Here is a 14,317-nt window from a genome sequence, read left to right as displayed (position 1 = left end):
CTGCGCGCGATCACCTCGGAATGCCGCGCGCGATCAAATCGGAACAGTGCGCGCGATGACCTCGGAATCCGCACTCCGACCAACTCAGGACACGATCAACCTTGTCGCAGCTCTGCGCGGCACATGGCACGGCTCTTACGCCATGTGCCGATGCCCTGCTCATGACGACAAAACGCCCTCATTATCGATCCGCCAAGGCATATCAGGGATCCTCGTCCATTGTTTTGCTGGCTGCAGTCCACGGGACATCATGCATGCCTTGCAGGGTACAGATCGAGTTCGAGGGATCGAACCCCGTCCAGCTCCAAGTCTTGACTCTAGGCGACAGGCTCAGCGCCTGTGGGATGATGCGATCGACGTTCATGGAACGCTGGGAGAGCGCTATCTCGTTGGCAGATTTCTGCTCCCGGACCTTCCCGACATCCGGTTCCATCCGCGGTGCCCTCTTGGCCGAAAGCCAAACACTGCGTTTCATCAAGCCCTGCTTGTGGCCGTGCGTGACCTAGGCCGGCTTGTGGCGGTTCAAAGGATCATCCTGGACCCTAGATCAGGCCGACATCGCGGCAAGTTCTTGCTGGGGAGCTGCGGGCAGGGGGCATGGCAACCAACATTGTCTGATGGGATGCTGGCAATTGCGGAAGGCTTCGAAGACGCGGCCGCCTTCACCCGTCTAACCGGCGTAACCTGCTGGGCGGCCATGGGCGCGGCTCGCTTGCCACTCCTACATCTCCCTCAGCACCTCAGCACGCTGATCATTGCCCAGGACAACGATGCACCTGGACGGAAGGCAGCGCATCAAGCGACCAAGACCTACGCCAGACCCGGCCTCCGAATTTCGCGAAGGTCTCCAAGCTCTGGCATCGACTGGGCGGAGTTCAACGAATGGATCCACCGTCGGGGCAGTAGCATCGGCGTATGACGCAAGGTGGGACAAAACTGCCGTTCTAAAGCGTTTGGCGGAAAGGCGGCTCTTGTCAGGAGCCAACAATCGGTGGTTGCGTATCTAATGCACCGCGATAAATCTGTGTTCGGGGGCTATTTCGTTGGATAACCGAGTATTCTGGATCTTCGAACGGCGCCTGCTGGGCCAGCATTTTCATGGGACGGGGACTAATAGGGTTTGGCTGGCGAATCCGACATCTGGGACGGCGACGAGTGGGAGGGCCATGTCCTTCACCTGCTCCAGGCGCAACACGGCGCACACAACGTTCAGAAGGTCCCTGCAAAGCATCTCGGTGATTGCGGGCTCGACTTCATCTGCCTGCACGAGCAGCTCGCGTATCAGTGCTACGCCGTCCAGGAGCCGGTCGACGTCGCGGTACGTGCGGACAAGCAGAAGTTGAAGATCACGGCCGACATCAAGAAGTTGTGCGATCCGAACGGCGGTGCGGCGGCCATCCTGAAGGGCCAGAAAATCAAGCGCTGGATACTGGCCGTGCCGCTGCACGACAGCAAAGCGGTAGTCGAGCACGCGGCGAAGAAGGCGGCTGAGGTCAGGGCGAAGAAACTGCCGTATGTCGATGACGACTTCCAGATCATCATTCAGGATCGGGAGACCTTCGATGCCGACACGTGGAATCACAGAATGCTTCTGCGGAAGCGCATCCGCCCGATAGTGCCGGAGCCCACAAACGAAGACGTTGCGGCAGTATCCGACGGGGATCAGAGCTTGGCTGACAATCTTCGCGCCAAAATGGTGAAACGTGTGTCGGACCCCGGCGAGTTGGAGGACGTCGTCGATGATCTGCTCCGCGTGTTCGTTCAATCGGAGAATGCAAAGGACGCGCTGCGTTCCATGGCGCCGGACGCCTATGAAAACGTTGTCCGCCTGATCTCGGAAAGGTTGAGGCGACTGCGGCTCGGATCGCGCAGGCTTGTCGGCGACCCCTTGGACGCCGAGATCGACTCTCTGAAGACCGCGATACTGGCGGCAGTTCCAAACCTCGATCCCGGCACGGCCGACACGATCGCGCTCGGTGCCGTGAGCGATTGGCTCATGCGCTGCCCGCTGAAGCTCGACTGATATGGAAGAGGCCAATCGCATCCGGTCGAAGCTGACCGGCGAGTTCTCAGTGACACAGCGCCCCGAGCCGATCCCAGGCGACCTGCGCCTTGGTTGGGGCGTCTCGCTGCTGCTGCTCGTTCTGGCGTCGTCACGCGGGCAGCGTTGCAGTCTGCAGAAGGTTCATTTCCTCGCCCATTTGAGCCGCACGGCTAAATCGCGACAGCAGATGCGTGAGGTCCTTGCGAGGCGTAGGGGGCCGGTTGACCTTTCGGTCCGCATCGAGCCTTGGGTAAACCGGGCAGCGGCGTTCGCCGCCGCCACCGGGCTCGTTCACGTTCGGGACGGCAAGGCCCTGGCGCTGTCCGACGAAGGCAAGAAGGCGGTGGCGGCGATCCGGAAGGAGAAGCTGCTCGAGGATGAAGCCTCGTTTCTCGATGACGTCGGCAAGCTGACGACGGAGCAGGTGGTGGAGCGGATAATGAAGATGGAAGCATTCTGATGCTCCGCATCAGGCATATCAGGCTGCGCGCTGAAACGACTGGCGGTCTATACGGAACCGACGTCAGGCTTGACGGCGGACTGACCGTTCTCCACGCGCCCAACACGTCCGGCAAGTCGACTGTCCTCCACGCGTTTCTCTATGCTTTAGGTCTTGAGCAGATGCTCAGCCCGAGGCGCGAGATCCCTCTCTCCTACGCGATGCGGGAATACGTCCAGGATCCCGCCAACGGGGTCGAGCACAAAATCCTCGAGTCGTACGTCGCCGTAGAAATTGAGAACGCCAGTGGTCAGATGATGACGGTGCGGCGCAACGTAATCGCCGAAGGTGATCGACGGCTGATAAGCGTCATTGGTGGCCCGGAGCTGACCGAAGGCCCCGGCGACTATGCCCGCCGAGATTACTTCGTGATGGACGCTGGCGGCGCTCAGCGGGAGGCTGGCTTCCATCGGCTCCTGGCTGAGTTCATGAGCTGGAACCTGCCGATGGTGAAGAGGTTCGATGGCGGCGACTGCCCGCTATATGTCGAAACCCTATTCCCGCTGTTCTTCGTCGAGCAGAAGGTGGGTTGGACCGCGATACCCGGCGCGATACCGACTCAGTTCAGGATACGAGAAGTCCACCGGCGAAGCGTCGAGTTTCTGATGAATTTCGATACCCACGACATGGAGCTTAGGCGTCAGGACCTCGAACTGCGCATGGGCGCGGCAAAGACCGATTGGGCAAAATCCGTCGATACAATCGTTGCGCTTGCCACGGCATCGGGGTTCAGAGCCGCACGCCTGCCGATGGCGCCGACCGTGTTGGGAAGCGATGTCGAAACCGCCTATCTTGAATACCAGCAGAACGGCGAATGGCTGCGCTTGCAGACGCGCATCGCGGCTCTGGCGGAGCAGCTTGAGACGCTCGAGAACGAATCCATCCCCGAGGTGGAAGGTGTAGTCGAAGGCGCGGCGGCGGAGGCCGAGGCACTCAGCGCCGAGATCATGTCATTGAACACGGAACGGTCGACGATTTTCCGGGATCGACAGGCCGAACTCGTCCAGCAGGCGTCGACCGCACAGCGGATCGCCCAGCTCGAGGAGGACCTTCTGAAGAACAAGGACGCTCTAAAGCTCCAGAACTTTGGCTCCACGCTTTCACGCGAGCTCGACCCCAACCACTGTCCGACGTGTGAACAGGCGATCGATCGGTCGCTTCTGCCACAGGGGACGTTGGAGTCGGTGATGTCCATTGAGGACAATATTGAATACCTCAGCGCCCAGAGGAAGGTGTTCAAGCGGCTCGCCGATCGTTCGGTCGCCATGATCCGCGAACTAGACCTGGAACTGGTATCGACGGGCGAGGAAGTCAGACGTAAGTCGGCACGTCTACGCGCTCTGAAGTCCGATCTGATCGCTCCTTCACATGCCGCGTCTGCGGCGTTCATCGAAGAACGACTTCGGCTCGAACAGGAACTAGTTCGCATCGGCGACACTTTGGGGCGGTTCGAGCAGCAGCTTGATGCGTTGAGCGAGCAGGCACGAGCCTGGCGGGATATGCTGGCCGAACGCGCCGACCTGCCGGAGGCGAGGCTGAGCGACGAGGACATCGGCAAGCTGTCAAAGCTGGAGACCTCGATCCGGTCCCAGCTCGTCAAGTATGGGTTCGGCACTTTCCCGGCGAAGGACCTCACTTTGTCGCATGACAGTTACCGGCCGGAGAAAGAGGGCTTCGAGATCGGCTTTGAGCTTTCCGCTAGTGACAGCGTTCGACTGAAGTGGGCCTATCAACTCGGGCTGCTGGACGTTTCCCATGGCGGCACGACCAACCATCCAGGTCTGGTAGTTTTCGACGAACCCCGACAGCAGGAGGCGGCAGAGGCGAGCGTCGCTGAGCTGCTGTCGGAGGCGTCCAGGATAGCGAATGGGCGTTCTCAAATCCTCATCGCCACTAGCGAGGACCTATCGAAAGTGAAGGGATTCCTGGAGGGAATCGAATGCCAACTGCTGGTGTTCGATGGAAAGATGATCGCACCGATATCGGTCGATGCCGGTTCCTGACAAGTACTCGGCGTCCGCCTCAAACCGCACCGCGAGCGGCCAACTATTCCGCGTCCAGCATTCGAATGATCGGATTTGGCGTAAGCGGACATTTGCGAAACCGCACCGGAACGGCAATTTTTGGTTGGATTTTGCCTCTGCGGGGGACTGTCGGCTTTCGGTTAGCCAAGCCACCCTCAACCAAACTCTTGCGCCACCAAACCTAAACCCTCTGACACCGGAGCCATAGATATCCCGACCCCCGCGTCACGCGCATATGACGCCCAGTTGGAAAGCGCTGCACGCACGTCGTCTACGATGGAAGCCGTGCGCTTCGGCGAAACCCCATGGACCTTTGCGAGCTTCTCGACATGCTCACGGGTAATGGTGCGACCTTCACCCAAGACGGCCATGTAATGCTCGCCGCCGGGGCCGTTTGAGAACGTGAGGTCGAAGGCGGGCGCGAGCCGCCAGTCCCCTTGGTCGTCCATCAGGTAGGCGTGCTGGCGAACATGGTCGTCACGGTTTCGCGCAAGCACGTTGAAGACCATGCGCCGAAAGGCCTGCTCGACGTCTGCCATGCTGTGGGTGATGGCCAAAGTCGCCTTCAGGAACCCGTCGTAGTCGACGCTGGGCATATGCGGCGACGCTTCAAGCGCTCCGCCGAGGCTCACCATGTGCAGCCGCTTGCCCGGTGCCGGTCGATCGAAGCGTCTTGTCGCGAAATGACCCGGACCGCTCGACGCCGGGATCAATCGCGTCTCCGCCATATCGATGCCTGCGGCGCGGGCCATCCGGGCGTAGGCCTCTTCCAACGGCCCGATATCGGTGGGGTCATTGGTCGCTGCAAACTTGACGATCCATTCCTCACCCGCGTTCTTGCTTCCCGCTGCAGCGAGCTCGTCTCCGGCGGAAAGCTTGCCGTCCGCGTCGATCGCCACGTGAACTTTCGGCCGCGCTCCGCCCGAGCCGCCGCCCAGGCGTGCCAGCAGCGCTTCGAGTTCTGTCTCCTCGCCGAGCAGAACCTGGCGGGACTCATCAGCCAGAGCATCGAGATCGATGGTACCTGAAGCCTCGAAACCAAGCGTGTCGGGCTGGAAGACGAGGGCGCCCCGACCTTTCGTGCCCACAAGGGCAAGCCGGTCGACCGCATTAAGGTCTTCGAACCGGTGACCCATCCTTTGAAGGCGCCGCTTCAAAAGCAGCAAGCCCCAGGCGTCGGGCAGGCAGTCTGAAAGGAAACCGTGGAGGCCCTCGAATATTCGGCTGCGGGCAGGGTGCAGGCCTGTCTCAGCCGGATAGTGCAGCGGAGCAATCGGAAGGCGCGCAGCGATGATCTCTGCCGACCATTCGAGCTGAGCCAATCCGCTGGCCATTGCCAGCCTGCCGACAGAACGCGGCGCTACAGTCTCGTCGGTCAGCAGTCCAACCGCCAGGGGCGTTCCCGGAGCCAGCTTCATGAGTCAATTCCGCCTGAGCGCCCGCTGGCACGCTGGCGCTGCCGCTTGGCTGCCTGGCGCTGCTGTGCAAGCAGTTCATCCATGTTGGTCGCCGGAACTTGCGGGAACAGCGCTACAATGCCCTCATCGCAGCGCAGTGCAATGGCAGTGCGAACAAGGTCTTCGATGGATGCCCTGCCTTCGGTTTCCATCCGCCGCCATGTTCTGTGGGCCACGCCTGCTCTGGCAGCTGCCGCTTGCTGGGTAAGATCGAGAGCCAGGCGGCGGGCCTTGATCCGCTTACCGAGGTGCGTCAGCTGATCCTGGAGGGTGAGTAGCATGGGCCATATATGGCCGATAAGCTTCGCAAAGTCAAATTATGGGCCATATTTGGCCCGAGAATCTCTATTGCCACCTGGCTAAATCTCGGCCGCTTTTCCTAGCTGAACCTTGGTCTGCGCCTTTTGCGCAATTCCAAGCGCCCACGCTGTCGGGGCGGAAGGGGAGGGGGATGCTCTGATGCGCATCAGCATCAGGAGCAGCGCATGACCGATCTCTTCACCCAGTTCGACACCCGTCTTGATCAGGCCTTCGACGAAGTCGCGCTGGAGCTTGCCGGTGGATCGCTCACCAAGATGTCGCTCTTTGACGCAATGAAGCGCCTCTACGGCGGAAGCTCGGCTGAAGGCCGCTGGGCACAGCGTGATGCCTATGATCTCCTCGAAGCAGGGATGACCCGCCACCTTTTGAGGTCGCCTGCTCCGGTGCGGTTGGACGACATCACCGCTTTGAGTCTTCTGGTTGAGCAACTGCCAACCCATACGGTCAGGAGCGAAGACCAGATCCGGTTTCAACAGTTCTCCACGCCCGCCGATCTTGCGGCACTCGCGACTGTCCTTGCGCAGCCCCGGCCAGACGACATCGTGCTGGAGCCGAGTGCGGGACATGGTGCGCTCGTGGCCAGCCTACCGACAGTCAGACAGCTACACCTCAATGAGCTTGATCCCAAACGCCGTGAGAAACTCGCTCTGCTGTTCAAACATGCCAAGCTTACCGGGATCGACGGTGCGATGCTGGCTTCCGCGCTGGATCCTTCGCTGCGCCCCAGCCTGATTCTCATGAACCCCCCGTTCTCCCGTTCGGAGGGAAGGGGCGTCGATCAATTCGCTGCTGTCCGCCATCTGCGCGCCGCGCTCGGTCGATTGGCTCCTGGCGGCAGACTTGTCGCTATCATGCCGGACTGGTTCACCACCAGCGCTAGGCTCTCGAAAATCTATGACCAGACTTTCGAGAACTGCACGGTGCAAACAGCTTGCCGCCTTGCCAGGTGCTACCACAAGCAGGGGACCAGCGTGCCGGTTCGCCTCTACGTGATCGACAAGGTTCCCGGAAACATACGTCCTGCAATCCTCGCTCGATCGACTGTCGCCGAGATTGCCGCGGCGGTTGCAGTGGTGAAGCGGGCAGTCGGTCCTTGCGAGGCTTCACCAATTTACGCACGGCAGCAGACCAAGCCCGGCACGCTTTTCAAGGCGATGCGCACAAGTGCAAAGCCGCCTGCGGCAAAACCGCGCGTAATCGAAGCGCCATCGATATCGCCGCTTGTTTTTCGCAGCCTGGCAACGCCGCGCCCTCTGGGCGAGCAGGCCGGTGTCTATCTGCCCTACCGCCCGAGCCGGATCGACATCGATGGTGCAAAGGCGCACCCGACCCCGCTGGTGGAAAGTGTGGCCATGGGCTCCATACCAGCGCCGGTGCCGGAGTATTGCCCCAGCCTGCAGGGCCGCATCCTCAAAGAAAGCCTGCTTTCGGAAGCGCAGCTCGAGACGGTGATCTATGCCGGCAATGCCTGGCAGCAGTATCTGCCGGGCAAGTTCGTCCCGGCTGACGAAGGTGTCGCTCTCACTCTGGCCGAAGACGGACACAGCTACCGCAAGGGCTACTTCCTCGGTGATGGCACTGGCGCGGGCAAGGGCCGACAGATTGCCGCCTGCATTCTAGACAACTGGCTAGCCGGACGCCGCAAGGCGATCTGGGTATCCAAGAACGAGAGCCTGCTCGAAGATGCGCGCCGGGATTGGAGCGCGATCGGCGGGATGACTGCCGACATTCAACCGCTCTCCAGCTGGAAAATCGATCAGCCAGTGCCGTTCCGCGAGGGGATCCTCTTCGTCACGTACCCTACGCTGCGCAGTCAGAGGCAGGATGCGACCCGCCTGAAGCAATTGCTGGACTGGGCCGGGGCGGATTTCGAAGGTGTCATCGCCTTTGATGAGAGCCACGAAATGGGCGGGGTGGCAGGAGGCGAGGGCGCCCGCGGGAGCAAATCAGGTTCCCAGCAGGGCATCGCCGGCGTCATGCTCCAGAACCATCTGCCCAAGGCCCGCGTGCTCTATGCCTCGGCGACCGGGGCCTCTGAAGTCAACAATCTCGCCTATGCGGTTCGGCTCGGCCTTTGGGGACCAGGAACGGCGTTTGCCAACCGCGAGGATTTCATCAGCCAGATCAGGGCAGGTGGCATCGCTGCGATGGAGCTGGTGTCGCGCGACCTTAAGGCCCTTGGGCTTTACCAGGCACGGGCGCTGAGCTTTGCCGGGGTCGAGTACGAAATCCTCAAGCACGACCTGACGGCCCAGCAGATCGCTGTCTACGACACCTATGCGGATGCTTGGGCGATTATTCACCAGAACATGGAGGAGGCGCTCGCGCTGACCGGTGTGGTCGACGAGATCGACGGCAGCACGCTGAACGGCGGCGCGAAGGCCGCAGCCCGCAGCCGCTTCGAAAGCACCAAGCAGCGCTTCTTCAACCAGCTGCTGCTTTCGATGAAGCTCCCGACTCTGATCAGCGCCATCAATAAGCACCTGGACCAGGATGACGTGGTCGTGGTTCAGCTGGTCTCGACCGCCGAAAGCATCCTCGACCGAAGGCTCGACAGCCTTTCACCCGAAGAGCGGGCCGAACTCGACCTTGATCTCAGCCCGCTTGATGCGGTCATCGAATACCTCGAGCGAGCTTTTCCCACCCAGCAGATGACGTTCTACACCGACGACACCGGTGCTACCCGTTCGACGCCGATGTTCGACGAGGACGGCCGCCCCGTGCACAACCAGGCTGCGATCGCCCGGCGCGCCGAGCTGATCGAGCATCTTTGCGCGATGCCGCCAATCAAGCCAGCCCTCGACGGGATCATCGAACACTACGGGACGGATAAGGTCGCAGAAGTCACCGGGCGCACAAAGCGCCTCATTTCTCAGGCCGATGGTAGCCAGCGCCTCGAGACCCGTTCCCCCCGAACGAACCAGTCGGAGACCGACCAGTTCATGGATGGCCGCAAACCCATTCTCGTCTTCAGCGATGCAGGCGGAACGGGGCGTTCCTACCATGCCAGCCTCGACGCAGCCTGCCAGAAGCGCCGGGTGCATTTCCTTCTAGAGCCGGGCTGGCGCGCTGACCGGGCCATCCAGGGCCTCGGCCGCACCCATCGCACCCATCAGGCGAACACCCCCCTATTCAGGCCGGTCACGACCAACTGCAAAGGTGAGCTGCGTTTTACCAGCACGATCGCGCGGCGTCTCGACAGCCTTGGCGCACTGACGCGTGGCCAGCGCCAGACCGGTGGTCAGAATCTGTTCGATCCAGCGGACAATCTCGAAAGCCCTTATGCCAAGGCCGCGCTCACCAGCTGGTTCGCCCTTCTGGCAGACGGGAAGCTCAAGAGCGTGACCTTGTCCGACTTCGAGCGCCGCAGTGGATTGACGATCGTCTCCCAGGATGGGGTGCTCGAAGAAGACCTTCCCCCTATCCAGCGGTGGCTCAATCGGATTCTTGCCCTGCCGATCGGTATGCAGAACGCAATCTTCGATGAATTTCTCGGGCTCGTTGAAGCCCGGGTTTCCGCAGCGCGTGAGGCCGGTTCTCTCGATGTGGGCGTCGAAACGATCCAGGTCGAAAGTGCCGACGTCATCGAAGATATTGTGCTGCGGACGGATGCACGGACCGGGGCGACCTCGCACCTCCTCCAGCTCGCGCTCAGGACGCGTACCCGGCCAATCACGCTGGAAAGGGTGAAGCAGCGCCTCGACCTGTCGGACGGGTGCGTGCTGATGCACAATACCAAGAGCGGCAGGGCGGCGCTGGCTGAGCCGTCCCGGCATTTCATGACCGATCGGGGCGACCTGATCCGCCGCGTCATTCTCCACCGACCGCTGCGCCGCGAATACCATCACCTTGATGATCTTGCCGAGTCTGCGTGGGCGGAATGTCCTCGGGAGACCTTCGAGCAACTCTGGTGTGCCGAAGTTGCTGAGCTGGCCGAGAAGCTGACAACCGAGAAGATCTACCTAGCCACAGGACTGCTGCTGCCGATATGGTCGAGCCTTCCGATCGACTATCTGGAAGTGAGGCGAATCGTTGATGAGGAGGGACGCAGCTGGCTCGGCCGCATCGTTCACGAGCTCGACGTCGCAAACCTTTTGCAGAAGTTCGACATTACCTCGAGTGTCGAACTCTCGGAGCAAACGATCCTCAAGGCGCTCGGCGAGCATCGGACGATCCCTATCAAGCAACCGTTCGAAGCCACCATCAAGTCCTCGCGGGTCGCCAACGAGCAGCGCTACGAGATCGTTGGCGCCCCTGTCGATCAGCTACCCTGGTTGAAGAGCATCGGCTGTTTCACCGAGATCATTTCGTTCCGCACAAGGGTGTTCATTCCGACGAAGGAAGCACCGTCGGTCGTCGGCGCGCTGTTTCAAGCATAAGAAACATAAATATTGGGAACAGCGATGCCGAATTCCTCGGATGAGGCCTAACGCTTCACGCCTCGCCGGAAACGCAATGACCGGTCAGCGACTTTCCTATTAATGGGCACCACATGCGCCGCACGGATTGGCGAGAATTGGGACTTACCCCCTTGGGCGCGTGACGTGTTCGACAGCAGGTTTTGCCGGAAGCCGTCAATCTATGTTCGCCCGAGTGGACCGACAGCGGCGGGATCGACTGATTGGCGGGCCAAGCCTGATCACCTCCGATCGGACGGCCATGGGACCGTGCACGTAAGAGCCTTTCTGCTGCGAGGAGAGGTAGATTCCCAAGACGGCTTTACGGGTTTCGCTCCCCAGGGTGCCCGCGACGACACGTAAGGGTGACCACACCCGGTGCATCCTCAAATGCCTCGCCTTCCTCAAAGCTTACTCCCGATATTCGCCTATAAGGCGTAGGAGCTCCTGGCGTGTGATCTTCGACGTAGTTTTCCTCGCGAAAGCCCCTTCGCAATACTGCCGCCTTCGCTTCATCCATGGTAGCCCGAACGCTGACTGAAATAAAATTGGGAGGCGCAGTGCCGGGGCCGCGATAAAACGGCTTCATCGCGCCATTATCGTCCATCTGCCAGCCAGTCACGCTTACAACTGGTAAGTCAAAAACCCTCATTGATGCTGTAGGCTGGAACACGACCGAGCCGTCTCCGCCTCCTTCGATCTCGCGGATGATCTTATTTTTCAACATCGCTCTTATCGCGATCGCGGCTTCGGGAAGTGTTCTGCAACTAAGTTGATTCTCAAGAGCTTGAGCCGCTAAGTTCATTGGTGATGGGCTAGTAACATTATGAGGCGCGGGCTTTTCGATTACTTCCTCAGCTAGAGACGGCCCAGATGCATTGCTAGCGGCATCTCCTAAAGCTGCTGCTTCGCTGTTGCAGGCCGATAAAAACATGCAAAGGCTCACGAATTGTATGCGGCTCATAGCTCACCTCTAAGCAACTAAGCATGTGCCTCTGGACAGCTATCGACCGCAGCACAAGACCATCTTTGCGTCCGGCCTCGGACGGGGAGCTCGCCGCATCGCGGCGCCTTCGCAGTAGGCTGTGCCGGGCTGATCGCTGTTGAAGAAGCATGCCACGCTGGTCATCCGCAGGGGTGAAAACCACTAACCCTAAGGCCTGCTTGAACCTGACAAACAAGGGAAGGGGGAGGGGATCTGTGCCCCGGTGATGGCCGGGAGCAGATCAGGAGTGACAGAGATGCTGATTCCCTTTTCCAAGCTCTATCTGAGCGATGCGAACGTGCGCAAAACACGCAACGACCAAGAAGATGCGCAGCTTTCTGCGGACATCGAGGCCCGCGGGCTCTTGCAGAACCTGCTGGTGACCAAGAGCAAGAAGCGCGGCCAGTATGCGGTGATCGCCGGTGGCCGCCGCTTGCGCGCTATTGGCATGATCATCGATCGCGGTGCTTGGGCTGCGGATGCCGAAGTCGAATGCAAGCTGCTCGAGGGTAGCGAAGATACCGCGGGCGAAGCCTCGCTCGCCGAGAACTTCCAGCGGGTGGGCATGTCTCCGGCTGAAGAATGCCGCGCCTTCCAGCACTTCATCAAGGAAGGCAGCGATATCGCGGCCGTGGCCAAGCGTTTCGGACTCACCCAGCGGTTCGTCGAAGGCCGGCTGCGCCTTGCCAATCTGGCAGTGCCGATCTTCGAGGCTCTCGCCGCCGGCGACATCACCCTCGAAATCGCCAAGGCCTATGCTGCGACCGACCAGCACGAAGTGCAGATGCGCGTCTTCGAGCAGATGCGCCATGCCTACAACCCCAGCGCCGATGCCATTCGCCGCATGGTCGCCACCGGCTCGATGCGCGGTAATGACCCTATCGCGCTTCTGATCGGCGAAGATGCCTATGTGGCTGCCGGCGGCAAGGTCGAGCGGGATCTGTTCAGCGATGCGGGCGAGGATCGCTGGATCGATATCGAGATCGCGCACCGGCTCGCCTCCGAAAAGATGGAAGCGGAAGCCGAGCGCCTGACCTCGGAGACCGGTCTCGCCTGGATCAGCCCGGTGGCCGCAAGCAATTCCTGGCAGGCGCGCAGCGAGATGGGCGTCTCCGCTGTCCGGCTCCCGCCCGTGCCCCTCTCGGAAACGGCGCGCGCCCGCATCGACGAGATCGATGCCCGGATCGATGAGATCAACGCGATCTTCGATGAAGGTGAAGAGCAAGAGGACGTCGATTTCGGAAAGCTCGAGGCCGAGTACGAGGCTCTTGATGCCGAACGCAGCGACCTCAACAATCCGGTTCGCGAGCTGCCCGAAGAATGGCGCGGTGAAGTCGGGCGCTTCCTCGTGCTCACCACCCGGGGCGAGATGGTTCTCGAGGCCGATTACTACAGCGAGAAGCGGCTGTCGTTCGAGACCGATGACCAAGGCAATGTGACCGCGACGGCAGAAGAGCCGGCACCGACCCCAGGGAGCCGCGCAAGCGGTGCTCCCGCACGGCCTGAGGCGATCGCACCTGGAAGCGAGAAGCCGATCAGCGCGAGGCTGTTCGACGAACTCGCCGTTCAGCGCCGCAATATCCTTTCGGCCTGCCTGATCGGCGATCCGGGGCTTGCCCTCGATTTCGCCATCTTCGCGCTTGCAGACAATCGCAGCTATGAGGGGAAGGGCACCTCGATCAAGGCGGGACGGCCGAGCGATCCTGCGACCGGCGAGGTTCCGCAATCAGCGGCCGAGGGCATTCTCGCCGAGGCTGAGGATGGTCTCGACAAGGCATGGCAAGAGCAGGGCAGTGTTGCGGCCCGTTTCATCGCCTTCCGCGACCTCGAAGATGACGCCAAGGCGGCCTGGCTTGCCTATGCGGTGGCGCTCTCGCTCGAGGCCAAGAAGGGCTATGGATCCGAGTATCATCCGGTTCATGCCGTGCTTGGGTCGATGCTCGATGTCGACGTTGCGGCTCTGTGGCGGCCGACTGCCGAGAATTTCTTCGACCGGGTGAGCAAAACCTCCTGCCTCGCTGCGCTGACCGAGGTTGGCGGAAGTGACCTTGCAGCACGCTATGCGGCGTCCAAGAAGGCGGACCTCGCCAAGACGTGCGAGACGATCTTCGCCGGCAAGGCGATCATCGAGCAGGAGGTCAAGGAAGCCGCCCTTGCCTGGCTGCCCGAGGCCATGAAGTTCAGTGCGGCCATGCCGGAGGGCGCACAAAGCGCTGATCCTGACGCCTCCGAAGACGGCACGGCCGACATCGACGCGATCGAGGGGGTGGACGCACTGTCGGATGCCGAAGAGGAACCCGAAGGCGCCGCCGAAGACTCGGCAGTGGCTGCCTGAACGCCTCACCCTCCTCCTGATGTCCTGGCCCGGTCGCTCACTCGAGTGACCGGGCCTTTTTCTTCCAAGAAGGGAAATGCCGATGCGCCGCGGACCAAAGCGCGATGTCGCGCAGGAAATTACCAATCTCATCATTGCACGGATCGAGGCCGGCACAATGCCCTGGCGGCGGCCCTGGAAAACGTATGGCCCGCCCCGTCTGCAAGGGGGATTTTGAAGTGTTCTGATCAGTCTGCGTCAACGTATGCGGTCTCA

10 protein-coding genes are annotated in these 14,317 nt (G+C 61.1%); 6 read left to right on the top strand and 4 right to left on the bottom strand.

Annotation, left to right across the window (positions count from 1 at the left end):
* The first annotated feature begins 55 nt into the window (after window positions 1-55).
* From AC1Q5P_RS21035 to AC1Q5P_RS21020, 4 genes are all read left to right on the top strand, one after another.
* On the top strand, window positions 56-919 hold the full coding sequence (locus tag AC1Q5P_RS21035; protein ID WP_492519944.1) for a DUF7146 domain-containing protein: 864 nt from the start codon (window positions 56-58) through the stop codon (window positions 917-919).
* 201 nt (window positions 920-1,120) lie between these two features.
* Window positions 1,121-2,023 carry a hypothetical protein gene (locus AC1Q5P_RS21030; RefSeq protein WP_481135854.1) on the top strand — a complete coding sequence of 301 codons (903 nt, stop codon included), beginning with the start codon at window positions 1,121-1,123 and terminating at the stop codon, window positions 2,021-2,023.
* Between the two features lies 1 nt (window position 2,024).
* A complete protein-coding gene (locus tag AC1Q5P_RS21025) occupies window positions 2,025-2,504 on the top strand; it encodes a hypothetical protein (protein ID WP_481135855.1) in 480 nt (159 codons plus the stop codon).
* Window positions 2,504-4,546, top strand: a complete 2,043-nt coding sequence (locus tag AC1Q5P_RS21020; protein ID WP_481135803.1) for an ATP-binding protein — start codon at window positions 2,504-2,506, stop codon at window positions 4,544-4,546. Before AC1Q5P_RS21025 ends, AC1Q5P_RS21020 begins: the two co-directional genes overlap by 1 nt.
* 176 nt (window positions 4,547-4,722) lie before the next feature.
* Here AC1Q5P_RS21020 and AC1Q5P_RS21015 read toward each other — a convergent pair whose 3' ends face one another.
* Window positions 4,723-5,985, bottom strand: a complete 1,263-nt coding sequence (locus AC1Q5P_RS21015) for a type II toxin-antitoxin system HipA family toxin (RefSeq protein WP_481135804.1) — start codon at window positions 5,983-5,985, stop codon at window positions 4,723-4,725.
* Window positions 5,982-6,305 carry a helix-turn-helix domain-containing protein gene (locus AC1Q5P_RS21010; protein WP_481135805.1) on the bottom strand — a complete coding sequence of 108 codons (324 nt, stop codon included), beginning with the start codon at window positions 6,303-6,305 and terminating at the stop codon, window positions 5,982-5,984. Before AC1Q5P_RS21010 ends, AC1Q5P_RS21015 begins: the two co-directional genes overlap by 4 nt.
* 204 nt (window positions 6,306-6,509) lie before the next feature.
* On the opposite strand from AC1Q5P_RS21010, the gene AC1Q5P_RS21005 reads away from it, so the two are divergent.
* The gene (locus AC1Q5P_RS21005) at window positions 6,510-10,724 is read left to right on the top strand and encodes a strawberry notch-like NTP hydrolase domain-containing protein (protein ID WP_492519943.1); all 4,215 of its coding nucleotides are present in this window, start codon (window positions 6,510-6,512) and stop codon (window positions 10,722-10,724) included.
* Between the two features lie 340 nt (window positions 10,725-11,064).
* Here the strand turns inward: AC1Q5P_RS21005 and AC1Q5P_RS21000 are convergent, their stop codons facing one another.
* Window positions 11,065-11,706 carry a hypothetical protein gene (locus AC1Q5P_RS21000; protein ID WP_481135807.1) on the bottom strand — a complete coding sequence of 214 codons (642 nt, stop codon included), beginning with the start codon at window positions 11,704-11,706 and terminating at the stop codon, window positions 11,065-11,067.
* Window positions 11,707-11,983: 277 nt separating this feature from the next.
* Here AC1Q5P_RS21000 and AC1Q5P_RS20995 point away from each other — a divergent pair, with 277 nt between their 5' ends.
* Window positions 11,984-14,062: a ParB/RepB/Spo0J family partition protein gene (locus AC1Q5P_RS20995; protein WP_481135808.1), complete on the top strand. Its 2,079-nt coding sequence runs from the start codon at window positions 11,984-11,986 to the stop codon at window positions 14,060-14,062.
* Between the two features lie 37 nt (window positions 14,063-14,099).
* Here AC1Q5P_RS20995 and AC1Q5P_RS20990 read toward each other — a convergent pair.
* Window positions 14,100-14,317: hypothetical protein (locus AC1Q5P_RS20990; RefSeq protein ID WP_492519942.1), on the bottom strand; the 218-nt coding region annotated here is incomplete at its 5' end.

Source organism: Novosphingobium sp. GW835-FHT14H07 (assembly GCF_058793515.1).
This window is presented reverse-complemented; position numbering and strand designations above follow the sequence as displayed.